Here is a 21,884-nt window from a genome sequence, read left to right on the forward strand (position 1 = left end):
TGAATGAGCACCGATTTAATTGCACGGAGATCCACAGATGCTTCACTTCAAATCCATCGGTACACCCCTGGTGTTGCTGCTGGCCCTGCTGGCCATGAGCGGTTGCGAGCAGGCGGAAAAGTCCGCCCAGCAGATGCTCAACCAGGCGGCGGAGTCGGCCAAGGAAGCCATCGATAAAACCAACGAAGCCGCCCAGCAGGCCCTGAGCGAAGCCACCGGCTCCGAAGGCAGCGACAAGGCTGGCAAACCCGAGCGCGACGACAGCGCCCAGGACATCTGACCCACCCCTTACCCCGATGCAGGATTTGATTCATGGAATACTTGTTGGAACTCGCTGCAAGCCCGACCGCCTGGGTCGCCCTGGCCACCCTGGTGGCCATGGAGATCGTCCTCGGTATCGACAACCTGATCTTCATCTCGATCCTGACCAACAAGTTGCCTGAAGAATTTCGCTCCAAGGCGCGGCGCATTGGTATCAGCATGGCGCTGGTGATGCGCCTGGGCCTGCTCAGCACCGTGGCCTGGATCGTCCAGCTCACCGAGCCGGTTGTCGATGTGTTTGGTCATACCTTCTCCTGGAAGGACATGATCCTCATCGCCGGTGGCCTGTTCCTGCTGTGGAAAGCGACCAAGGAAATCCACGAGAGCGTCGACCCGCGCGCCCAGGCTGAAGCCAAGGCGTCGTCGACCATCACCCTGGGCTTTGCTGCGGCGATCGGGCAGATCCTGGTGCTGGACATCGTCTTCTCGATCGACAGCATCATCACCGCCGTGGGCATGACCGAGCACCTGCCGATCATGATCATCGCCGTGATCAGTGCCGTGATCGTGATGCTGGTGGCGGCCGACCCGCTGGCCCGGTTCATCAACGATAACCCGACCGTGGTGATGCTGGCCCTGGGCTTCCTGATCATGATCGGCATGACCCTGATCGCCGAAGGTTTCGGTGCTCATGTACCCAAGGGTTATGTGTATGCGGCGATGGCCTTCTCGACGGCGATCGAGGTGCTCAACATCATGTCGCGCCGGGCGCGCTTGAAGCGCGAGGCTACTGAAGCTTAATAATTGCTGAAGTAGAAACTGTGGGAGCCGGCCTTGCCGGCGATGGGATCAGCGCGGTGCTTGTTACTGCGCGGTGTCCGCATCGCTGGCAAGCCGGCTCCCACAGTGCTTTATGCCAGCTATGAATCTAATGCGCCCCGGCATGCCGGCGACTACGCCGCGCCGGTACCGCGTCCTTGCCTTCGGGCTGAATACGATGATGCGGATGATGACGCCGGGCGATGCGCAACACCCCCCAGAGCATGGCGGCGGCGACGCTCAACCAGGCGCCGACCAGCATCAAAATTGCCATTGTCAGGCTCATGTGTGCCTCCTTAGGTCCGCGGCAAGGCAACAAGGCTCGCCAACGCGGACACGTCTTCAGTCTAGCCCGTTGCATGTTGCAGGCTATTGACCGATGGTCTAGAGGCTTGGGCCGCTTTGTTCTAAGCCTGCGGCGGGCTATACCCGAGGCGCGCGCCAGCCTATGATCAGCGCTCAGGGCCGGGCAGTGGCTGCCGGCCGTCATCGAGCGAGTGTTCATGCCTCCACTGACTTCCCTAATCGGCTTCACCCCACGCCGCCTGCTGGCGGCCTGCGCGGTATGCCTGGCCCTGGCCGGTTGCGCCAGCCAGCCGCCATCCCAGCTTAAAAACCTGCCGCAACGGGTCGAGATCGGCTCGGTACCGTTCTACCGTGGCGAAGCCAACCAGAGCGCATCGATGGCCCTGGCGGCATTGCTGTCGCAACAGGGTGTACGCATCACCCCAGGATTGCTCGACGAGTCGTTGGGCCTGCCGGAGAACGTCGACAAACTTGAAGGCTCGATCCAGCGGGTTGGCCGCGAATACGGCATGGTGGTCTATCCGCTCGATCCGCGTCTGGAGGCCTTGCTGGCGCAAGTCGCGGCAGGTAATCCGGTATTGCTGCGCTTTCAGCAAGGTTCGGCGTTCTGGAGCGAGCCGCGCTATGCCTTGCTGGTCGGCTACGACCGCTACAAGCAGCGGGTATTGTTGCGGGCGGGGATGAACCGGCGCCTGCTGATGGAGTTCGATGACTTCGAATCAGCCTGGCAGAAGCAGGGGAGCTGGGCGGTGTTGGTCCAGCAGCCGGGCCAGTTGCCGGCCCAGGTCGACCGTCAGCGCTGGCTGAAAGCGGCCAATGACCTGGCCCAGGCGGGCCAGGAACAAGCGGCCCGGCAGGCCGTCAGCGCCCTGGGGCAGTGACGGCGCAGGCCGGGCAGGGCGATTAGAAGCCCAGACGATCGCGCAGGCTGTAGTACCAGGCGCCCAGGGCGCTGAACGGTACGCGCAGCAGTTGGCCACCTGGGAACGGGTAGTGCGGCAGCTCGGCGAAGGCATCGAAACGTTCGGCCTGGCCACGCAGGGCCTCGGCCAGCACCTTGCCCGCCAGGTGGGTGTAGGTAACGCCGTGGCCACTGCAGCCCTGGGAGTAATAGATGTTGTCGCCCAGGCGACCCACTTGCGGCAGGCGCGACAGGGTCAGCAGGAAGTTGCCGGTCCAGGCGTAATCGATCTTCACGTCCTTGAGCTGCGGGAAGGCCTTGAGCATTTTCGGGCGGATGATCGCTTCGATGTTGGCCGGGTCACGGGCGCCGTACACCACGCCACCGCCGAAGATCAGGCGCTTGTCGCCGGTCAGGCGGTAGTAGTCGAGCAGGTAGTTGCAGTCTTCGACGCAGTAGTCTTGCGGCAGCAGGCTGCGCGCCAGGTCTTCGCTCAGTGGCTCGGTGGTGATCACCTGGGTGCCGCAGGGCATCGACTTGGCCGCCAGCTCCGGCACCAGGCCGCCGAGGTAGGCGTTACCGGCAACGATGATGAACTTGGCGCGCACTTTACCTTGTGGGGTGTGCACTACCGGGTTGGCGCCGCGCTCGATGCGGATGGCCGGCGATTGCTCGTAGATCTTGCCGCCCAGCGACTCGACCGCGGCGGCTTCGCCCAGGGCCAGGTTCAGCGGGTGGATGTGGCCGCCGCTCATGTCGAGCATGCCGCCGATATATTGGTCGCAGTCGACCACTTCACGGATGCGCTTCTGGTCCATCAGCTCCAGCTGGGTGTGGCCGAAGCGTTCCCACAGGCGCTTTTGCGATTCCAGGTGGCCCATCTGCTTGGGTGTCAGGGCGGCGAATACGCCACCGTCCTTGAGGTCGCACTGGATGTTGTATTTGGCCACGCGCTCACGGATGATGCGCCCGCCCTCGAAGGCCATGTGGCCCAGCAGTTGCGCCTGCTTGGGGCCGACGGTGCGTTCGATGACGTCGATGTCGCGGCTATAGCTGTTGACGATCTGCCCGCCGTTACGGCCCGAGGCGCCGAAGCCGACCTTGGCGGCTTCCAGCACGGTGACCTTGAAGCCGCTTTCAAGCAGGAACAGGGCGCTGGACAAGCCGGTGTAGCCGGCGCCGATCACGCAGACATCGGTCTGTACCTCTTCCTGCAGCGCCGGGCGCGGCGGAACCGGATTGGCCGATGCGGCGTAGTAGGACTGAGGGTAGGGGGTATTGGCCATGCTGCGAAACCTCTGTTTTATATTTTTTACGACTGTACCGATGCTATCAATAATAATAAACACCCGCTAGTCGTGTGTTGAAAATCCTTTACCCCGGGTTTTCGCAAATACTTTTGTTATTCAGTGGCTTAGCGTTAAAAAAAGAGTTGACACTGTTCGGCGATTGCGTAGAATGCGCCCCACAGCAGGCACATAGCTCAGTTGGTTAGAGCACCACCTTGACATGGTGGGGGTCGTTGGTTCGAGTCCAATTGTGCCTACCAAATCAAATCCGCCCCTGCTGGCGGTACTGAAAAAGGCGATCCGAAAGGGTCGCCTTTTTTGTTTGCGCGGTATTTTTGCTGGCAAAGCAAAGCTGCTGATTTTTTTATGAAATTTCGCTTTACGAAGGTTAAAGACCTGCGTATTATGCGCCCCACAGCAGGCACATAGCTCAGTTGGTTAGAGCACCACCTTGACATGGTGGGGGTCGTTGGTTCGAGTCCAATTGTGCCTACCAAACAAATCCACACTGCTGTGTGGTAACAGAAAGGGCGATCCGCAAGGGTCGCCCTTTTTGCATTTCAGTCCCAAGGCTGGCCAATGCCCCTGTGGGAGCTGGCTTGCCAGCGATCGAGCGCGAAGCGGTCGCAATTCAGGCGGCAACCGCGCGGGCCTCATCGCTGGCAAGCCAGCTCCCACAGTGATCGCGATAAGCCGTCGATAGTAACCATTGCCCTGCCTGCAGATGCTAAAATCCGCCGCTTGCATTCAGGAGATAGACGCGTGCGCAAAGTGGCGGTGGTAATGGCGGTGCTGGCTCTGGCCGGTTGCGAGAACGAAGTCGAAGGCGTGCACAAGCAGGTGGCCGAACACCTGCAGAACCCCAAGACAGCCAAGTTCGCCAACGTGCGATTCGACCAGCAAGGCATTATCTGCGGCCAGGTGCGTGGTAAGGATGACGCTGGCGTCTTCGTGCCGTATCGCAGCTACGTGGCGATCAAGCAGGCCGGCGGCGACTATCAGCTCATTATTGCCGACCAGGGCAGCAACCTGGCCATTCGCGAAAAATGCGGCGGCGCCGACCTGCAGCGCGCCGCCGACGCCGCCGCTGACCAGCCAGCGCCGCAGGGCTGGGATGTCGAGATCGTCCAGGGGGCGAACATGGGCGCCTTGAGCGACATGACCGCCCGCCTGATCGAAAAGCAGATCCCGTCCTCGGTGGTCTACCGCAACGGCAAGCCGGTGGTGCTGCTCGGCCCTTATCCCGACAAGGTTCAAGCGCAAGCGCAGCAAGCCGACGTCATGGCCCGCCTGGGCACCGACTCGATCGTCATCCAGCACGACGCCCCGCGCTAGCTTCTTAAGGTCGAAAGTTGTGAGGGCGAGGTAATGTGCTACCTCGCCCGTAGAGTTAGGCGTACTGCGCCAGCTTCCAAGTCACAGCTTTCCCGTCGTACGGCGGAAACCGGTTGCCTTTGGCAATTGGGGCGCTTGTGGTAGGTGTGCCTACTACTTTCCACACCCCGCTTTCTGGGCAATTTTGTCCAGTGGTCCCGGTAGTGCCAATTGGTGCTTTAGACATATTTGATCTCCATAATGGCGAATTGACACCTAATTCAAGGTGCAGTCGTTAGCGTAGGAGATAGCTTTCCCTTCACAAGTTTATTGGATCCAATGTTTGTAACAAATTGGTTCGGTTGCTGGGCGATGTATTCATTGTCAATTGATTGACTATGCTATGCGTGACGGTGAGTTGATCGATGTCTACAGCATGGCGCGTCTGCGACGACAGCCAGGCTGAGCAGGAGGGCCATATGTCTACGCTGGAGCGGGCCATTGCGGTTGCGGCGAGGGCACATGAAGGACAGCACGACAAAGGTGGGGCAGCCTATATCCTCCACCCGTTGCGGGTGATGCTGAGGGTGACGACGCCCGAGCAGCGCATTGTCGCGGTGCTCCACGACGTGCTCGAGGATTCACCGATGACACTCTCCGACCTTGCTCGCGAAGGCTTCGCCCTGAAGATCCTTGCGGCGGTGCAGGCGCTGAGCCGGCGAGATGACGAAAGCTACGAGGCCTTCGTTGTGCGGGTAGGCGATGACCCGCTGGCGCGGGTGGTCAAGCTGGCTGACCTTGCCGACAACAGCGACCTGTCGCGCATCAGTATCCCTAGCCCTGAAGACATTGCCCGCCTGGCCCGTTACCAGCAGGCCAGCGCCTACCTGCAGGCGCTGGCCTGAGCCTCAACCGCAGGCGCTGAGGTTCACGGGTCCGACGAACTCATTGCCATGGCCCATCACGCAGGCCACTCGCTGGTTGCGCTGGCGCTCCCAGGGCTGCGGCGGGTAGGTCTTGTTCCAGGCTTCGTACAGCTGGCGGTCCTGCTTGGACAGCTTGAGGCTGTACTGCTTGCTCATATAGAAGTAGGTGCGCGCGATCATCCCGCGAATCGACGGCCGCGGCATGACCTTCTTGGCCTTGAAGTCCACCTGGGTCAGGCACGAGCCGTATTGCCCGCGCTGCTCGGGCAGCCAGCCGAAACTGAAGTTGCTGCGATCGCCATTGACCTCGCCAATGCTCGGCACCAGGTTGTGCAGGTCGGCCTCGGCGCGCTGGTAGACCTTGTCATTGCGCGAGCAGTTCTTGCGCCCACCGCTTTGCCAGCATTGACGCTGATGGCCGATATGCCAGGCCGGGACGATATGCTCCCACTCGATGCGCGAGGCGCGGTTGGCATTCTTGCGCGGCACATAACCGCAGGCATTCAAATCGACCTTGTTGCCGTTGTACTTGCAGCCGCAGTAGAACTCGGTGGACTGCGGCGCGTACAGGCGCCAGGCGACCTTCTTGGCTTCGTTGAAGGTGCGCGGTGCATCGGCGTGGGCGGTGGTGACACTGAACAACAGACAAGCTACTGCAAAAACCGGAAATCTCATGCGCTTTCAATCTTCCTTCGGCACAACCCAGAAAATCTGCACGCCACCGTCATCGCGGTAGGCGAGGGTGACGTTGTCGTTCTCGGCGATTTCGTCGAGCAGGGTGGCCCAGTCTTCAGGCGATTCGTGCTCCAGGCGGAAGATCAGTGCGGCCCGGGCTTTTTGCGCAGTGGGGGAATTGATGATTTTCTGGATGCGGGTGCCCAGTTGCTCGTAACTGCTGGCAGGGGCGGAAGTGGTGGCCACGAAGCGTTCCTTTTTTAGCTGTATGCGCATACAGTATTTTACTGTAAGCAATTTCGCAACAGCTCGTCGGTGAAAGAGCGCATGTGACCGCAAACCGCGCGGTTTGCTGCGGTCTGTTTAAAGTATTTTTTGCAAGGGTAGGGGAAGCAGGCTTGCCCGTCCTACAGGGCGGGCAAGCACTTGGGGGTTACTCGATCAGTATTCCCAGAAGATCCGCTGCAGCTCTTTGCTGTCCTGGGTCTTGGTCATGGCGACCATGGCCAGGATGCGGGCTTTTTGCGGGTTCAGGTCATGGGCGACGACGAAGTCGTTCTTGTCGTCAGGCTGCTCGGCGTTACGCAGCACGAAGCCGCCGGCATTGACGTGGGACGAACGAATGATCTGCACGCCTTGCTTGCGCAGTTCTTGCAGGGCAGGCACTACACGCGAGGAAACCGAGCCATTGCCGGTGCCGGCGTGGATGATCGCCTTGGCGCCATTTTGCGCCAGTGCCTTGTAGGCGGTGTCGGTGACGTTGCCGTAACCATAGGCGATATCAACGGCAGGCAGGCTGCTGATCTTCTTGATGTCGAATTCCGAGTCGACGGTGTGACGCTTGGCCGGCAGGCGGAACCAGTAGGACTTGCCTTCCACGACCATGCCCAGCGGGCCCCATGGGCTCTTGAAGGCTTCGGTCTTGATGTTCACGGTCTTGCTGACGTCGCGACCCGACAGGATCTCGTCGTTCATGGTGACCAGCACGCCCTTGCCGCGCGAATCCTTGTTGCTGGCAACGGCCACGGCGTTGTACAGGTTGAGCATGCCGTCAGCCGACATCGCGGTGCCCGGGCGCATGGAGCCGACCACGACGATTGGCTTGTCGGTTTTTTCGACCAGGTTGAGGAAGTAGGCGGTCTCTTCCAGGGTGTCGGTACCGTGGGTGATGACGATGCCGTCGACGTCCTTGCTGTCGGCAAGTTCGGCAACGCGCTTGCCCAGTTGCAGCAGGTTTTCGTTGCTGATGCTTTCGGAAGCGATCTGCAGCACTTGTTCGCCGCGCACATTGGCCAGGGTGGCCAGTTCCGGAACGCCGGCGATCAGCTTGTCGACACCAACTTTGGCAGCCTGGTAGGTCGCGCTGTTGGCGGTGCTGGCGCCAGCGCCGGCGATGGTGCCACCGGTGGCGAGGATCACCACGTTGGCCAGTTTCTGTTGGTTCTCGACTTCCTTGGCGTTGACGCCTGCGGGCAGTAACAGCAGCAGGGCCAAAGCGCCCGGAACGAAGGAATTAAGCGCAGCTTTCATCGTTGATCTCTCTTCTGTCTGGAGTTCGCTGTGTAACGCGCTTACAGGAGCAGATTCCGTACCAGAACAGCCGTTCGTCGGTTTTCATCTTCAATCTATTGATTTTCATGGGCTTTGCGGGCTTTGCGAAGCACCGGCAAAGCATTTTTCTATTCGGAATTCCGAATATTGTGTACAAGAGGTGTTCGGTTTTCCGGTTATTTTTAGGATAATTCCTACGCGCACTTTCCAAATGGTCTCCGGCGGTGGATTTGACAAAATTTGGTTACATTCCCATAGTGGCTTAACGCAAACGTTTGCGACCCGATAAAAATCATAAGATCCGGAGTAAACCCATGAAGCTGCCCTTTGCTGGACGCCTGCTGGCGGTCGCCGTACTTTCCTCGCTGTCCCTCGCTACCCCTTTTTCCCAAGCCCTGGCCGATGAAGCCAAGCCCAAAGTCGCGCTGGTGATGAAGTCGCTCGCCAACGAATTCTTCCGGACCATGGAAGATGGCGCCAAGGCCTATCAGAAAGATCACGCCAATGACTTCGACCTGGTGTCCAACGGCATCAAGGACGAGACCGATGCCGGCAACCAGATCCGCATCGTCGAGCAGATGATCGTCTCCGGGGTCAATGCCCTGGTCATCGCCCCGGCCGACTCCAAGGCCCTGGTGCCAGTGGTGAAAAAGGCCATGGACGCGGGTATCACCGTGATCAACATCGACAACCGCCTCGACCCCGAGGTGCTCAAGAGCAAGAACCTCAGCGTGCCGTTCGTGGGCCCCGACAACCGCAAGGGCGCACGCCTGGTAGGTGAGTACCTGGCCACGCAGAAGCTCAAGGCCGGTGACCAGGTCGCCATCATTGAAGGCGTCTCGACCACCACCAACGCCCAGCAGCGCACCGCAGGCTTCAAGGATGCGATGGAAGCGGCGCAGATCAAGGTCGTCTCGGTGCAGTCGGGCGACTGGGAAATTGCCAAGGGCAACGCCGTGGCTGCCTCCCTGCTCAACGCCAACCCTGACCTCAAGGCGCTGCTGGCCGGCAACGACAGCATGGCCCTGGGCGCTGTTTCAGCCGTGCGCGCAGCGGGGAAGGCCGGGCAGGTGCAAGTGGTTGGCTATGACAACATCAATGCGATCAAACCGATGCTCAAGGACGGCCGCGTGCTCGCCACCGCCGACCAGTACGCCGCCAAGCAGGCGGTGTTCGGCATCGAGGCGGCGCTGAAGATGCTCAAGGGCGAGAAAACCGATGTCGACGCCGACAACGTCATCCAGACGCCGGTCGAGCTGGTCACCCAATAAGTAGTCGCACTATGGGCGCCCGTCGTGCGGCGGGCGCCAGGAGAACAGGCAATGTCAGCGACTGCGGATGTCGTACTTTCAGTCAGCGCGATCGGCAAGACCTACGCCCAGCCGGTACTCGGCGATATCGACCTGAGCCTGCGCCGGGGTGAAGTGCTGGCCCTGACCGGCGAAAACGGGGCGGGCAAGAGCACCCTGTCGAAGATCATCGGCGGCCTCGAAGTGCCCACCACCGGGCACATGCTCTATCAAGGCCAGCCTTACCAGCCGGGCAGCCGCGCCGCCGCTGAGCGGCTGGGCGTGCGCATGGTCATGCAGGAGCTCAACCTGCTGCCGACCCTGACCGTGGCCGAGAACCTGTTTCTCGACAATTTGCCCGGGCGCGCCGGCTGGATCAATCGCAAGCGCCTGCGCCAACTGGCGGTGGCGGCCATGGCCCAGGTCGGCCTGGACGCCATCGACCCGGATACCCCGGTCGGCGAGCTGGGCATCGGTCATCAGCAGATGGTCGAGATCGCCCGCAACCTGATCGGCGATTGTCATGTACTGATTTTTGATGAGCCCACGGCGATGCTCACCGCCCGCGAGGTGGAGCTGCTGTTCACCCAGATCGAGCGCCTGCAGCAGCGCGGCGTGGCCATCGTCTACATCTCCCATCGCCTCGAAGAGCTCAAGCGCATCGCCCAGCGCATTGCCGTGCTGCGTGATGGCAAGCTGGTGTGTGTCGAGCCGATGCAGCGTTACAACAGCGAGCAACTGGTCAACCTGATGGTCGGCCGCGAACTCGGCGAGCATATCGATCTGGGCGTGCGCAACATCGGCGCGCCGATCCTCAAGGTCAACGGCCTGAGCCGCAGCGATAAGGTCAAGGATGTCTCGTTCGAGGTGCGCAGCGGCGAGATTTTCGGTATCTCCGGCCTGATCGGTGCCGGGCGCACCGAGTTGCTGCGGCTGATCTACGGCGCCGACAGCGCCGACAGTGGCAGCCTCGAGCTGGGCAAGCCCTTGCGCCCGGTGCGGGTCGATTCGCCCGTGGCCGCGGTGCGCCAGGGCATTGCCCTGATCACCGAAGACCGCAAGGGCGAAGGCCTGCTGCTGAGCCAGTCGATCAGCGCCAATATCGCCCTGGGCAACCTGCCGGCGATTTCCCGCGTTGGGGTGGTCAACAGTGGCGCCGAGCGCGAACTGGCCGAACGCCAGATCGCCGCCATGCGTATCCGCAGTTCCAGCCCCGAGCAGGTGGTCGGCGAGCTGTCGGGCGGCAACCAGCAAAAGGTGGTGATCGGCCGCTGGCTGGAGCGCGACTGTTCAGTGCTGCTGTTCGACGAACCGACCCGCGGCATCGACGTGGGCGCCAAGTTCGATATCTATGGCCTGTTGGCCGAACTGGCGCGCCAGGGCAAGGCGCTGGTGGTGGTGTCCAGCGACCTGCGCGAGCTGATGCTGATTTGCGACCGCATCGGCGTGCTCAGCGCCGGGCGCCTGATCGACACCTTCGAGCGCGACAGCTGGACCCAGGACCAACTACTGGCCGCAGCCTTTGCCGGCTATCAGAAACGTGATGCGTTGCTGCATGAAGCGGCACCCAGGACAACCCCATGAAAACCACGCAACTGGACACCGCCGCCCCCAGCGCCAAGCGCAGCGGCACCTATTTCGGCCTCGGTACCTACCTGGGCCTGGCCGGCGCCTTGCTGGCGATGATCGTGCTGTTCTCGTTGTTGAGCAGCCACTTTCTGTCGTACGCCACCTTCAGCACCCTGGCCAACCAGATCCCCGACCTGATGGTGCTGGCGGTGGGCATGACTTTCGTGCTGATCATCGGCGGCATCGACCTGTCGGTGGGCTCGGTGCTGGCCCTGGCCGGTTCCGCGGTCAGCGTGGCGATGCTCGGCTGGGGCTGGAGCGTGATGCCGGCGGCCCTGCTCGGCATGGGCGTGGCGGCGCTGGCCGGGAGCATCACCGGCTCGATCACCGTGGCCTGGCGCATCCCGTCGTTCATTGTTTCCCTCGGCGTGCTGGAAATGGCCCGGGGCATGGCCTATCAGTTGACCGATTCGCGCACCGCCTACATCGGCGACGCCTTTGCCTGGCTGTCCAACCCGCTGGCCTTCGGTATCTCGCCGTCGTTCCTGATCGCCTTGCTGGTGATCATCCTCGCCCAACTGGTCCTCACGCGCACGGTGTTTGGCCGCTACCTGATCGGCATTGGCACCAACGAAGAGGCGGTGCGCCTGGCCGGTATCGACCCGCGCCCGTACAAGATCCTGGTGTTCTCGCTGATGGGCCTGCTCGCAGGTCTTGCCGCGCTGTTCCAGATTTCCCGCCTGGAAGCCGCTGACCCCAATGCCGGCTCCGGCCTCGAACTGCAGGTGATCGCCGCCGTGGTGATCGGCGGCACCAGCCTGATGGGCGGGCGCGGCTCGGTGATCAGTACCTTCTTCGGCGTGCTGATCATTTCGGTGCTGGCCGCAGGCCTGGCGCAGATTGGCGCCTCGGAGCCGACCAAACGCATCATCACCGGGGCGGTGATCGTCATCGCCGTGGTCCTCGACACTTACCGCAGCCGGCGCGCGCGCAGGCGGAACTGAAACAATGGCAACCATCAAAGATGTTGCGGCACTGGCGGGGATTTCCTACACCACCGTGTCCCATGTACTGAACAAGACCCGCCCGGTCAGCGAACCGGTGCGCCTTAAAGTCGAAGCGGCGATCGCCGAGCTCGACTACGTGCCCAGCGCCGTAGCGCGTTCGCTCAAGGCCCGCAGCACCGCAACCATCGGCCTGCTGGTGCCCAACAGCGTCAACCCGTACTTCGCCGAGCTGGCACGCGGTATCGAGGACGGCTGCGAACGCAACGGCTACTGCGTGATCCTCTGCAACTCCGACGACAACCCGCAGAAGCAGCGCAGCTACCTGCGCGTGCTGCTGGAAAAACGCATCGACGGCCTGATCGTCGCTTCGGTCGGTGAAGACAGCGACCTGCTCGACAGCCTGGCCAGCGTGCGCACGCCGATGGTCATCGTCGACCGCGCGCTGGAAGGCGTGGCTGCCGACCTGGTGCGAATCGACCACGAGCAGGGTGCATACCTGGCGACCCGGCACCTGCTGGAACTGGGCCATCGCGACATCGCCTGCATTGGCGGCCCGGCCAGCACCAGCGTCGCCCAGTTGCGCCTGGCCGGTTTCCATCGGGCGCTCGCCGAAGCCGGCGTTACCCCGCGCCAGGACTGGCTGCTGAGCAGCGAATTCACCAGTATCGGTGGCTATACCGCGGCGGCGGCGCTGCTTGAAGGCGAGCGGCCGACGGCGATCTTTGCCGGCAACGACATGATCGGTATCGGCGTATTGCGTGCTGCCGCCGAGCGCAATATCTGCGTGCCCAGCGAGCTGTCGGTGATCGGCTTCGACGACATCCAGATCAGCCAGTACGTGTTCCCGGCGTTGACCACCGTCGGCCAGTCGATCCGCGAACTGGGCGAGAGCGCCGCCGAACTGCTGCTGCGGCGCATCGCCGAACCCCTGCGCGGTGCCCCGGAGCAGCGCATCGTCGCACCGAGCATCGTCCTGCGCGAATCCACGGCGCCGCGCCCCGACCTTTTCAATGATTACCGCTGAGAACGAGCCCGCACATGCAAGCCAATGTAGTAGTGGTAGGTAGCCTGAACATGGACCTGGTGGCGCGCGCCCAGCGCCTGCCGCGCGGTGGCGAAACCCTGGTGGGTGAAACCTTCGTCACGGTGCCGGGTGGCAAGGGCGCCAACCAGGCGGTGGCGGCGGCGCGCCTGGGGGCGCAGGTGGCGATGGTTGGCTGCGTCGGTGACGATGCCTATGGCCAGCAACTGCGCCAGGCCCTGGCCGCTGAGCAGATCGACTGCCAGGCGGTGAGCATTGCCGCCGGGGTGTCCAGCGGTGTGGCGCTGATTGTGGTCGATGCTGCCAGCCAGAACGCCATCGTCATCATTGCCGGTGGCAATGGCCAGTTGCTGCCCGAGTCGGTGCAGCGCTTCGATGCCTTGCTGCAACAAGCTGACGTGATCATCTGTCAGCTGGAGGTGCCCATGGCGACCGTTGCCTACACCCTTGAGCGGGGCAGGGCGCTGGGCAAGACGGTGATTCTCAATCCGGCGCCGGCCAGCGGCCCGCTGCCGGCAGAATGGTTTGCCAATATCGACTACCTGATCCCCAACGAAAGCGAAGCCGAAGCCCTCAGCGGGCTGCCGGTCAACGACCTGGAAAGCGCCAAGGCGGCCGCCACCCGGTTGCTGGCCATGGGCGTTGGCAAGGTGATTGTCACCCTGGGGGCTCAGGGGGCATTGTTTGCCGATGCTCAGGCATTCAGGCATTTCCCGGCGCCGGTGGTGAAGCCGGTGGATACCACGGCGGCGGGCGACACCTTTGTCGGCGGTTTCGCCGCGGCCCTGGCGCGCGGCGAAGAGGAGGGTGCGGCCATCGCCTTCGGCCAACGTGCCGCGGCCCTGTCGGTCACTCGTGCGGGTGCACAGCCGTCGATTCCGCACCTCGCCGAGCTGCAGCCATGAAGAAGACGCCGTTGCTCAATATCGCCCTGTCGCGCCTGATCGCCTCCCTTGGCCATGGCGACATCCTGCTGATCGGCGACGCCGGTTTGCCGGTGCCGCCGGGTGTGGAGCTGATCGACCTGGCGCTGACGCCGGGCATTCCGGATTTCGCCAGCACCCTGCGCATAGTGCTGAGTGAAATGCAGGTCGAAAGCCACGTGCTGGCGGACGAAATCCTCCAGCATCAGCCGCCTGGTCTGACAGCGGTCGAGCAGTTGACTGCCCAGGGCGAGCTGGGCGTCCGACGCCTGCTCAGCCATGACGAGTTCAAGCACTTGAGCCGCAGTGCCCGCGCCATCGTGCGGACCGGTGAATGTCAGCCCTACAGCAATATCGCGTTGGTTGCCGGGGTGACCTTCTAGCGTTTTTCCATCTGATCATAAGGACGTGTCTCATGTTGAACTGTGCCAAACGTTTGCTCCAAGGAGTACTGCTGATGTCCATGCTGTCGGCTGGCGCCCAGGCTGCGCCCATTGACCTGATTATCGATACCGACCCCGGCGCCGATGACGTAGTGGCGCTGTTCCTGGCCATGGCTTCGCCTGATGAGCTGAAGATCCGCGCCATCACCACCGTGGCCGGCAACGTGCGCCTGGAAAAGACCTCGCGCAATGCCCGCCTGGCCCGGGAGTGGGCGGGGCGCGAAGAGATTCCGGTGTACGCCGGCGCGCCCAGGCCGTTGCTGCGCACGCCGATCTACGCCGCCGACATCCATGGCGAAGAAGGTTTACCCGGAGTGGCGGTCAGCGAGCCGCAGAAGGGACTGGCCAACGGCAATGCGGTGCGCTACCTGATCGACACCTTGAGCAGTGCCAAGCCGCACAGCATCACCGTGGCCATGCTCGGCCCGCAGACCAACCTGGCTTTGGCGCTGATCGAGGCGCCAGAGATCGTCAACGGCATCAAGGAAGTGATCGTCATGGGCGGCGCCCACTTCAATGGCGGCAATATCACGCCGGTGGCCGAGTTCAACCTGTTTGCCGATCCCCACGCTGCCGAAGTGGTGCTCAAAAGCGGGGTCAAGCTGACTTACCTGCCGCTGGATGTCACCCACAAGGTGCTGACCAGCGAGGCGCGGCTGAAACAGATTGCTGACCTGAACAATGCGGCGAGCAAGCGCGTGGTGGATATTCTCAACGCCTACGTCAAGGCGGACATGAAGCACTACGGCATCCCCGGCGGCCCGGTGCATGACACCACGGTGATTGCCTACCTGCTCAAGCCTGAGCTGTTCACCGGCCGGCAGGTATTCATGCAGGTCGACAGCCGCGACGGGCCGACCTTTGGCCAGACCATCACCGACTGGTATGGCACCCTGAAACAGCCGGGCAATGTCACCTGGATTACAGAGGGTGATGCCCAGGGCTTTTTTGATCTGTTGAGTGCTCGTCTGGCACGTCTGCCATGACCGGCGGCTGGGTGTAACGTTCAAAGACCTGGTCGACGTAGCTGCGCGCGTCGTCCGGGCCCAGGTCCTTGACCAGCAAATCGAGGGCGATCAGCAGCAATTCTTCGGCGCTGGCCGGGCTGTAGGCGCTCTGACCCTCAGGCCATTTGACCTTGATGTCGGCATCGATGGTGTGGCTTGTCATGAAGATTCTCGAATGAAAACTGCGCACGCTGTCGGTTCAAATGCCGGGCCCTGGCGTTTGAAGGGGAGGCTGGCCTGCACTCCGCCGATGCTTGCAGTAAATCATGCGGGCCGCTTGCCGCGCACTGCGACTTAGGCATAAGCACAGGGGCGTGGCAAACTAACGGTGTTTTAGCTTGCCGGGACAGCGCAGTGCAGATCGATTTGACCAACCCCCAAGACTTCACCCTCGATAACGTGCGGGCCCTGCTGGTGGCCGGAAATGGCGCGGTACACAACCAGCTGCGGGTCAATCGCGACGGCATTGCCTGGTTGTCCCAGGTCACCGGTGGCCGAGACCTGGACGGCCTGTCCTTTCGTCTGGAAACCTGGGCCGCGGGCTCAGGTTGCGTAGGCCCGCAGATGGCCGCCGACGAGCGCTGGATACAACAGGTGTACAACGCCCTGAAGAATAACTGGCCCAATCCGGCCAACGATTACATCGACCTGTATTGAGCGTGTGCAAAATCCGGTCACGATTGCTCTTGGCCTTGAGCGCTCTGGCTCGGGCACAATGGTCCGGTTTTGCAACGAAAAACCAGGAGTGCTGTCATATGGGCAGCATTCAAGTATTTAAGGAGGATTCATGTTCCGCACGCGTGCATCATTGGCAAGCCTGTTGGCTGTCGCTGTATTGGCAGGTTGCAGCAGCACTGGTGGCTCATCGTCGAAGGCCCCGGAAGACGTTGCCGCCAATACCGATGGCCGTTGCCAGGCCAGCGGCGCCGAGTTCGCCATCGGCAAGCCGGCCACCCCCGAGTTGCTCGAGCAGGCGCGCAAAGCCAGTGGCTCGCAACTGGCCCGTGTGCTCAAGCCTCACGACGTCATGACCCTGGAATACCGCTCCGAGCGCCTGAACCTCAACGCCGACGAAAAAGGCGTGATCACCCGCGTGAACTGCGGCTAAGCCCGGGGCCTCATCGCTGGCAAGCCAGCTCCCACAAGCCCCTGTGGGAGCTGGCTTGCCAGCGATGGGCTGCAAAGCAGCCCCAAAATACAGGCACAAAAAAACCCGCCACAAGGACGGGTTTTTTTATTCGGTCAGATCTTACTCTGGACGAACTTGTGCAGCCTGCATGCCCTTCTGGCCTTTTTCGGCAACGAAGGAGACAGTCTGGCCTTCCTTCAGGCTTTTGAAACCGTCGGTTTCGATAGCCTTGAAGTGAACGAACAGGTCGTCGCCGCCACCTTGTGGAGTGATGAAGCCGAAGCCTTTCTCATCGTTGAACCATTTTACGGTGCCGGTTTGGCGATTAGACATGGGTGTATCTCCAGGAAACATGATTTTCAGTAGTGCGGTGTTGCCGAGGCCAACAGGGTGCACGCCGACCATCATAGTCTAATTATGGGCTTGTAGCCCCTTTTACCTTCGCAGATTGCTGATCTGGAGCAAATTAGCGATGGATAACTGGCCAAAAGGCCTATGTTTTCGGGGCGCAAGCCTCTTGCACCACCTTATGAGCTTTCTGCATCAGCTTGGCATCGACGCCATCTTTGCTGTCCAGATCCTCGATTTCGGCTTGGGTGAAGTTCTTTCCGATGGCCTGAGCACCACATTTGCAATGCTGGTCCGCCTTTTTGGCGTCGACGCCTTGCTGGGTCGCCACCTGCACGCATTGCGTCATATAGGCAGCTTTCCTCTCGGCAGACCATTCGGCATGGGCGCTGAAAGGCAGCAGCAGGGCTCCGGCAGCCGCCAGGGCCAGAAGAGACTGAAGTCGCATAACCAAACACTCCTTGGGGTCGAGTCTCACAAGAGTAGGACGCTTCACAAACTCTGAGCGGAAAAAATCCGCGCAAGTTCACCGCCAAGGCTCAATTTCCGAATATTTCTGCCCAGCCGGTCAATCTGCCCGCAATCGCCCGAAAGCTTTGTGCTAGCATGCGTGGCTTGAGCTCGCCGCCGGCTTTTTCTTGCAGCTTGCGGCTTGCAGCTCCCAACTGTTTTTTTACTATTCCAGTCACTCTGGTTCGTTCCCTGACAGGCCTTCGGGCTTCTGCCACTGTGAGGCAGGCTTTGCTTGTGCAAAGGCAGGGGCGGATCGCGTACTGGCTCATCCCAACCCACGTGACCTTTGGTAGGGGTCACCACTAGGAGAGGAGGCGCCATGCCCATTATTACTCTTCCCGATGGCAGTCAACGTTCATTCGACAAGGCAGTTTCGGTTGCCGAAGTCGCCGCATCCATTGGTGCGGGCCTCGCCAAAGCCACCGTCGCCGGCAAGGTCGACGGCAAGCTGGTCGACGCCTGCGACCTGATCGAGAACGATGCCAGCCTGCAAATCATCACGCCCAAGGACGAAGAGGGGCTGGAGATCATCCGTCACTCGTGCGCCCACCTGGTCGGCCACGCGGTCAAGCAGCTGTACCCGACTGCGCGCATGGTCATCGGTCCGGTCATCGACGAAGGCTTCTATTACGACATTGCCTACGAGCGTCCTTTCACGCCCGAAGACATGGCGGCGATCGAACAGCGCATGCAGCAGCTGATCGAAACCGAGTACGACGTCATCAAAAAGGTCACTCCGCGCGCCGAAGTGATCGAAGTGTTCAAGGCCCGCGGCGAAGACTACAAGCTGCGCCTGGTCGAGGACATGCCGGATGAACAGGCCATGGGCCTGTACTACCACGAAGAATACGTCGACATGTGCCGCGGCCCGCACGTGCCGAACACCCGTTTCCTGAAATCCTTCAAGCTGACCAAGCTGTCCGGCGCCTACTGGCGCGGCGACGCTAAAAACGAGCAGCTGCAGCGCGTCTACGGCACCGCCTGGGCCGACAAGAAGCAGCTGGCTGCTTATATTCAGCGCATCGAAGAAGCCGAAAAACGCGACCACCGTAAAATCGGCAAGCGCCTGGGCCTGTTCCACCTCCAGGAAGAAGCGCCGGGCATGGTGTTCTGGCACCCGAACGGCTGGACCCTGTACCAGGTTCTGGAACAGTACATGCGCAAGGTTCAGCGCGAGAACGGCTACCTGGAGATCAAGACTCCGCAGGTTGTTGACCGTTCGCTGTGGGAAAAGTCTGGCCACTGGGCCAACTACGCCGACAACATGTTCACCACCCAGTCGGAAAACCGCGACTACGCCATCAAGCCGATGAACTGCCCATGCCACGTGCAGGTGTTCAACCAGGGCCTGAAGAGCTACCGCGAGCTGCCGCTGCGTCTGGCCGAGTTCGGTGCCTGCCACCGTAACGAGCCGTCGGGTGCGCTGCACGGCATCATGCGTGTACGTGGCTTCACCCAGGACGACGCGCACATCTTCTGCACCGAAGAGCAGATGCAGTCCGAGTCCGCCGCCTTCATCAAGCTGACCATGGATGTCTACGCCGACTTCGGCTTCAAAGACATCGAAATGAAGCTCTCGACCCGCCCTGAAAAGCGCGTCGGTTCCGATGAGCTGTGGGATCGCGCCGAAGCTGCACTGGCCGCCGCCCTCGACAGCGCCGGCCTGCCGTACGACCTGCAGCCGGGCGAAGGTGCCTTCTACGGGCCGAAGATCGAGTTCTCGCTGAAAGATTGCCTGGGCCGCGTCTGGCAGTGTGGTACCCTGCAGCTCGATTTCAACCTGCCGATCCGTCTGGGCGCCGAATTCGTTTCCGAAGACAACGGCCGCAAGCATCCCGTGATGCTGCACCGTGCAATCCTCGGTTCGTTCGAGCGTTTCGTCGGAATTCTCATCGAGCACTACGAAGGTGCATTCCCGGCCTGGCTCGCGCCAACCCAGGCGGTGATCATGAATATCACCGACAAGCAGGCCGAATTCGCCCAGAATGTTGAAAAAACTCTCAACGAAAGCGGGTTCCGTGCCAAGTCCGACTTGAGAAATGAGAAAATCGGCTTTAAAATCCGCGAGCATACTTTGCTCAAGGTCCCTTACCTTTTGGTTATAGGGGATCGCGAAGTCGAAACGCAAACCGTCGCTGTGCGTACTCGTGAAGGCGCTGACCTGGGCTCGATGCCCGTCGCTCAATTCGCTGAATTCCTCGCTCAAGCGGTTTCCCGGCGTGGTCGCCAAGAATCGGAGTAATTACTATTAAGCGTGAAATGAGAAACGATAAACGAGCTGCACCGAAGGCCCCGATCAACGAGAATATCTCGGCACGCGAGGTTCGGTTAATTGGCGCTGACGGCGAGCAGATTGGCATCGTCTCGATTGATGAAGCGCTTCGTATCGCTGAAGAAGCGAAGCTGGACCTGGTAGAGATCTCTGCCGACGCAGTACCGCCTGTCTGTAAGGTCATGGACTACGGCAAGCACCTCTTCGAAAAGAAGAAGCAAGCCAACGAGGCCAAGAAGAATCAGAAGCAGGTCCAGATTAAAGAAATCAAGTTTCGTCCAGGGACGGAGGAGGGGGATTACCAGGTAAAACTACGCAACCTGGTACGTTTCCTGAGTGATGGGGACAGGGCCAAGATTTCCTTGAGATTTCGCGGTCGTGAGATGGCCCACCAGGAGCTGGGTATGGAACTGCTGAAGCGGGTTGAAGGTGACCTCGTGGAATACGGTTCTGTCGAACAGCATCCTAAGATGGAAGGACGCCAGCTGATCATGGTCATCGCACCCAAGAAAAAGAAATAACCACCAGGGCACGGCAGGCCTTGCGGTTATGTTTATCAACTGAATGCGGAGTATCCGAACATGCCAAAAATGAAAACCAAAAGCGGTGCAGCCAAGCGTTTCTTGAAAACGGCTAACGGCATCAAGCACAAACACGCTTTCAAGAGCCACATCCTGACCAAAATGTCGACCAAGCGTAAGCGTCAACTTCGTGGTAGCAGCTTGCTGAACCCGTCGGACGTGGCAAAAGTCGAGCGCATGCTGCGCCTTCGTTAATTTTTGGTTCTAGATAGAGGAAGTTACTCATGGCTCGTGTAAAGCGTGGCGTCATCGCTCGTAAGCGTCACAAGAAAATTCTGAAACTGGCTAAAGGCTACTACGGCGCTCGCTCGCGCGTATTCCGTGTTGCCAAGCAAGCGGTCATCAAGGCAGGCCAATACGCCTACCGCGACCGTCGTCAGAAAAAACGTCAGTTCCGCGCTCTGTGGATCGCTCGTATCAACGCTGGTGCGCGTATCAACGGTCTGTCCTACAGCCGCCTGATCGCTGGCCTGAAAAAAGCGTCGATCGAAATCGACCGCAAGGTTCTGGCCGATCTGGCAGTGAACGAAAAAGCGGCGTTTGCTGCGATTGTCGAGAAAGCTAAAGCCTCGCTGGCTTAAGTACCCCCGACAATCACCTGGCGTCATTTCCGGCGCCTGGTGTTAAACGTCTTAATAGGGGAAGAGCCTGCGCTCTTCCCCTATTTCGTATCTGGAGTCTGTACATGGAAAACCTGGACGCGCTGGTCTCCCAAGCCCTGGAGGCCGTGGAACGCGCTGAAGACATCAATGCCCTGGAACAGATCCGGGTGCAATTCCTTGGCAAGAAAGGCGAACTGACCCAGGTGATGAAGACCCTGGGCAACCTGCCTGCCGAAGAGCGGCCAAAAGTTGGCGCGCTGATCAACGACGCCAAGGAACGCGTCACCGAGGTGCTCAACGCGCGCAAGGCGGCGTTTGAAGAAGCTGAGCTCAGCGCCCGTCTGGCTGCCGAGTGCATTGATGTGACCCTGCCGGGCCGTGGCCAGACCTCCGGTGGTCTGCATCCGATCACCCGTACCCTGGAACGCATCGAGCAGTTCTTCACCCACATCGGCTACGGCATCGCCGAAGGCCCTGAGGTCGAAGACGACTACCACAACTTCGAAGCGCTCAACATTCCCGGCCACCACCCGGCCCGGGCAATGCACGACACCTTCTATTTCAATGCCAACATGCTGCTGCGTACCCACACCTCGCCGGTGCAGGTGCGGACCATGGAGTCCACCCAGCCGCCCATCCGCATTGTCTGCCCGGGCCGCGTTTACCGCTGCGACTCGGACCTGACCCACTCGCCGATGTTTCACCAGGTCGAAGGCCTGTTGATCGATCGCGACATCAATTTCGCCGACCTCAAAGGCACCATCGAAGAATTCCTGCGAGTGTTCTTCGAAAAAGAGCTGGCGGTACGTTTCCGTCCGTCGTTCTTCCCCTTCACCGAGCCTTCGGCTGAAGTCGACATCCAGTGCGTCATCTGCAGCGGCAAAGGCTGCCGCGTGTGCAAGCAGACCGGCTGGCTGGAAGTCATGGGCTGCGGCATGGTTCACCCGAACGTGCTGCGCATGTCGGGCATCGATCCCGAAGAATTCCAGGGCTTTGCCTTCGGCATGGGCGCCGAGCGCCTGGCCATGCTGCGTTACGGCGTCAACGATTTGCGCCTGTTCTTCGACAACGACTTGCGGTTCCTTGCGCAATTTCGCTAGGTCGCGCACCCGTAACG

At 60.9% G+C, this 21,884-nt stretch carries 26 protein-coding genes, 2 tRNA genes and 1 pseudogene; 21 read left to right on the plus strand and 8 right to left on the minus strand.

Going from position 1 to position 21,884, the window contains the following annotated elements; genetic code table 11:
* The first annotated feature begins 37 nt into the window (after positions 1-37).
* Together ABM562_RS02955 and ABM562_RS02960 are read left to right on the plus strand one after the other, a co-directional pair.
* Positions 38-280, plus strand: a complete 243-nt coding sequence (locus ABM562_RS02955) for a hypothetical protein (protein ID WP_115086314.1) — start codon at positions 38-40, stop codon at positions 278-280.
* A 32-nt stretch (positions 281-312) separates the two neighbouring features.
* Positions 313-1,062 (plus strand): TerC family protein, encoded by a 750-nt coding sequence (locus ABM562_RS02960; RefSeq protein WP_115086315.1) that lies wholly within the window; start codon positions 313-315, stop codon positions 1,060-1,062.
* Between the two features lie 127 nt (positions 1,063-1,189).
* Here the strand turns inward: ABM562_RS02960 and ABM562_RS02965 are convergent, their stop codons facing one another.
* Positions 1,190-1,366, minus strand: a complete 177-nt coding sequence (locus ABM562_RS02965; RefSeq protein ID WP_166675699.1) for a hypothetical protein — start codon at positions 1,364-1,366, stop codon at positions 1,190-1,192.
* Between the two features lie 162 nt (positions 1,367-1,528).
* On the opposite strand from ABM562_RS02965, the pseudogene ABM562_RS02970 reads away from it, so the two are divergent.
* Positions 1,529-2,267 (plus strand): annotated as a pseudogene (locus tag ABM562_RS02970) (peptidase C39 family protein).
* Positions 2,268-2,289: 22 nt separating this feature from the next.
* Here ABM562_RS02970 and ABM562_RS02975 read toward each other — a convergent pair.
* Positions 2,290-3,573 (minus strand): NAD(P)/FAD-dependent oxidoreductase, encoded by a 1,284-nt coding sequence (locus tag ABM562_RS02975; protein ID WP_115086317.1) that lies wholly within the window; start codon positions 3,571-3,573, stop codon positions 2,290-2,292.
* Positions 3,574-3,759: 186 nt separating this feature from the next.
* On the opposite strand from ABM562_RS02975, the gene ABM562_RS02980 reads away from it, so the two are divergent.
* The 4 genes from ABM562_RS02980 to ABM562_RS02995 all read left to right on the plus strand — a co-directional run bounded on the left by ABM562_RS02980 (position 3,760) and on the right by ABM562_RS02995 (position 5,795).
* A tRNA-Val gene (locus ABM562_RS02980) sits at positions 3,760-3,836 on the plus strand.
* Between the two features lie 159 nt (positions 3,837-3,995).
* A tRNA-Val gene (locus ABM562_RS02985) sits at positions 3,996-4,072 on the plus strand.
* A gap of 266 nt (positions 4,073-4,338) precedes the next feature.
* Positions 4,339-4,911 (plus strand): SPOR domain-containing protein, encoded by a 573-nt coding sequence (locus ABM562_RS02990; RefSeq protein WP_115086318.1) that lies wholly within the window; start codon positions 4,339-4,341, stop codon positions 4,909-4,911.
* 458 nt (positions 4,912-5,369) lie between these two features.
* The gene (locus ABM562_RS02995; RefSeq protein ID WP_115086320.1) at positions 5,370-5,795 is read left to right on the plus strand and encodes a bifunctional (p)ppGpp synthetase/guanosine-3',5'-bis(diphosphate) 3'-pyrophosphohydrolase; all 426 of its coding nucleotides are present in this window, start codon (positions 5,370-5,372) and stop codon (positions 5,793-5,795) included.
* A gap of 3 nt (positions 5,796-5,798) precedes the next feature.
* Here the strand turns inward: ABM562_RS02995 and ABM562_RS03000 are convergent, their stop codons facing one another.
* The 3 genes from ABM562_RS03000 to ABM562_RS03010 form a co-directional block, all read right to left on the minus strand.
* Positions 5,799-6,491, minus strand: coding sequence for an endonuclease (locus ABM562_RS03000; protein WP_115086321.1), 693 nt, complete (start codon positions 6,489-6,491; stop codon positions 5,799-5,801).
* Positions 6,492-6,497: 6 nt separating this feature from the next.
* Positions 6,498-6,767, minus strand: coding sequence for a DUF1654 domain-containing protein (locus ABM562_RS03005; protein WP_038994566.1), 270 nt, complete (start codon positions 6,765-6,767; stop codon positions 6,498-6,500).
* A gap of 165 nt (positions 6,768-6,932) precedes the next feature.
* Positions 6,933-8,021: an asparaginase gene (locus tag ABM562_RS03010; RefSeq protein WP_134063036.1), complete on the minus strand. Its 1,089-nt coding sequence runs from the start codon at positions 8,019-8,021 to the stop codon at positions 6,933-6,935.
* A gap of 335 nt (positions 8,022-8,356) precedes the next feature.
* On the opposite strand from ABM562_RS03010, the gene ABM562_RS03015 reads away from it, so the two are divergent.
* The 7 genes from ABM562_RS03015 (at position 8,357) to ABM562_RS03045 (ending at position 15,301) form a co-directional block, all read left to right on the plus strand.
* Entirely contained in the window at positions 8,357-9,313 is a 957-nt protein-coding gene (locus ABM562_RS03015; protein ID WP_115086324.1) for a sugar ABC transporter substrate-binding protein, read from the plus strand.
* A gap of 51 nt (positions 9,314-9,364) precedes the next feature.
* Positions 9,365-10,915, plus strand: coding sequence for a sugar ABC transporter ATP-binding protein (locus ABM562_RS03020; RefSeq protein ID WP_460420752.1), 1,551 nt, complete (start codon positions 9,365-9,367; stop codon positions 10,913-10,915).
* A complete protein-coding gene (locus ABM562_RS03025) occupies positions 10,912-11,904 on the plus strand; it encodes an ABC transporter permease (RefSeq protein ID WP_115086326.1) in 993 nt (330 codons plus the stop codon). The genes ABM562_RS03020 and ABM562_RS03025 overlap by 4 nt, the downstream gene beginning before the upstream one ends.
* A 4-nt stretch (positions 11,905-11,908) precedes the next feature.
* Complete coding sequence (locus tag ABM562_RS03030) at positions 11,909-12,931, plus strand: LacI family DNA-binding transcriptional regulator (RefSeq protein WP_115086327.1); 1,023 nt, start codon at positions 11,909-11,911, stop codon at positions 12,929-12,931.
* Positions 12,932-12,945: 14 nt separating this feature from the next.
* Positions 12,946-13,854 carry a ribokinase gene (rbsK, locus tag ABM562_RS03035; RefSeq protein ID WP_115086328.1) on the plus strand — a complete coding sequence of 303 codons (909 nt, stop codon included), beginning with the start codon at positions 12,946-12,948 and terminating at the stop codon, positions 13,852-13,854.
* Positions 13,851-14,255: a D-ribose pyranase gene (rbsD, locus tag ABM562_RS03040; protein WP_115086329.1), complete on the plus strand. Its 405-nt coding sequence runs from the start codon at positions 13,851-13,853 to the stop codon at positions 14,253-14,255. Before rbsK ends, rbsD begins: the two co-directional genes overlap by 4 nt.
* 74 nt (positions 14,256-14,329) lie before the next feature.
* Complete coding sequence (locus ABM562_RS03045) at positions 14,330-15,301, plus strand: nucleoside hydrolase (RefSeq protein ID WP_415842523.1); 972 nt, start codon at positions 14,330-14,332, stop codon at positions 15,299-15,301.
* Here ABM562_RS03045 and ABM562_RS03050 read toward each other — a convergent pair.
* Positions 15,237-15,485, minus strand: a complete 249-nt coding sequence (locus tag ABM562_RS03050) for a hypothetical protein (RefSeq protein WP_460420755.1) — start codon at positions 15,483-15,485, stop codon at positions 15,237-15,239. The two genes, ABM562_RS03045 and ABM562_RS03050, sit on opposite strands and share 65 nt — an antisense overlap.
* 191 nt (positions 15,486-15,676) lie before the next feature.
* Between ABM562_RS03050 and ABM562_RS03055 the strand changes: the two genes are divergently transcribed.
* Positions 15,677-15,979, plus strand: a complete 303-nt coding sequence (locus ABM562_RS03055; RefSeq protein WP_134063032.1) for a hypothetical protein — start codon at positions 15,677-15,679, stop codon at positions 15,977-15,979.
* A gap of 130 nt (positions 15,980-16,109) precedes the next feature.
* Complete coding sequence (locus tag ABM562_RS03060) at positions 16,110-16,430, plus strand: I78 family peptidase inhibitor (RefSeq protein WP_115086333.1); 321 nt, start codon at positions 16,110-16,112, stop codon at positions 16,428-16,430.
* Between the two features lie 141 nt (positions 16,431-16,571).
* Here ABM562_RS03060 and ABM562_RS03065 read toward each other — a convergent pair whose 3' ends face one another.
* Together ABM562_RS03065 and ABM562_RS03070 are read right to left on the minus strand one after the other, a co-directional pair.
* Positions 16,572-16,784 (minus strand): cold-shock protein, encoded by a 213-nt coding sequence (locus ABM562_RS03065; RefSeq protein WP_007956027.1) that lies wholly within the window; start codon positions 16,782-16,784, stop codon positions 16,572-16,574.
* A gap of 160 nt (positions 16,785-16,944) precedes the next feature.
* On the minus strand, positions 16,945-17,247 hold the full coding sequence (locus tag ABM562_RS03070) for a hypothetical protein (protein ID WP_233673802.1): 303 nt from the start codon (positions 17,245-17,247) through the stop codon (positions 16,945-16,947).
* A 384-nt stretch (positions 17,248-17,631) separates the two neighbouring features.
* Here ABM562_RS03070 and thrS point away from each other — a divergent pair, with 384 nt between their 5' ends.
* The 5 genes from thrS to pheS all read left to right on the plus strand — a co-directional run bounded on the left by thrS (position 17,632) and on the right by pheS (position 21,867).
* Entirely contained in the window at positions 17,632-19,554 is a 1,923-nt protein-coding gene (gene thrS / locus ABM562_RS03075; RefSeq protein ID WP_115086335.1) for a threonine--tRNA ligase, read from the plus strand.
* Positions 19,554-20,105: a translation initiation factor IF-3 gene (gene infC, locus ABM562_RS03080; RefSeq protein WP_177414878.1), complete on the plus strand. Its 552-nt coding sequence runs from the start codon at positions 19,554-19,556 to the stop codon at positions 20,103-20,105. The genes thrS and infC overlap by 1 nt, the downstream gene beginning before the upstream one ends.
* A 60-nt stretch (positions 20,106-20,165) precedes the next feature.
* Complete coding sequence (rpmI, locus tag ABM562_RS03085; protein ID WP_045194535.1) at positions 20,166-20,360, plus strand: 50S ribosomal protein L35; 195 nt, start codon at positions 20,166-20,168, stop codon at positions 20,358-20,360.
* Between the two features lie 29 nt (positions 20,361-20,389).
* Positions 20,390-20,746: a 50S ribosomal protein L20 gene (gene rplT / locus ABM562_RS03090; RefSeq protein WP_010222414.1), complete on the plus strand. Its 357-nt coding sequence runs from the start codon at positions 20,390-20,392 to the stop codon at positions 20,744-20,746.
* A gap of 104 nt (positions 20,747-20,850) precedes the next feature.
* Positions 20,851-21,867: a phenylalanine--tRNA ligase subunit alpha gene (pheS, locus tag ABM562_RS03095; RefSeq protein ID WP_038994580.1), complete on the plus strand. Its 1,017-nt coding sequence runs from the start codon at positions 20,851-20,853 to the stop codon at positions 21,865-21,867.
* Positions 21,868-21,884: the final 17 nt, after the last annotated feature.

It is taken from the genome of Pseudomonas sp. ZL2 (assembly GCF_054788455.1).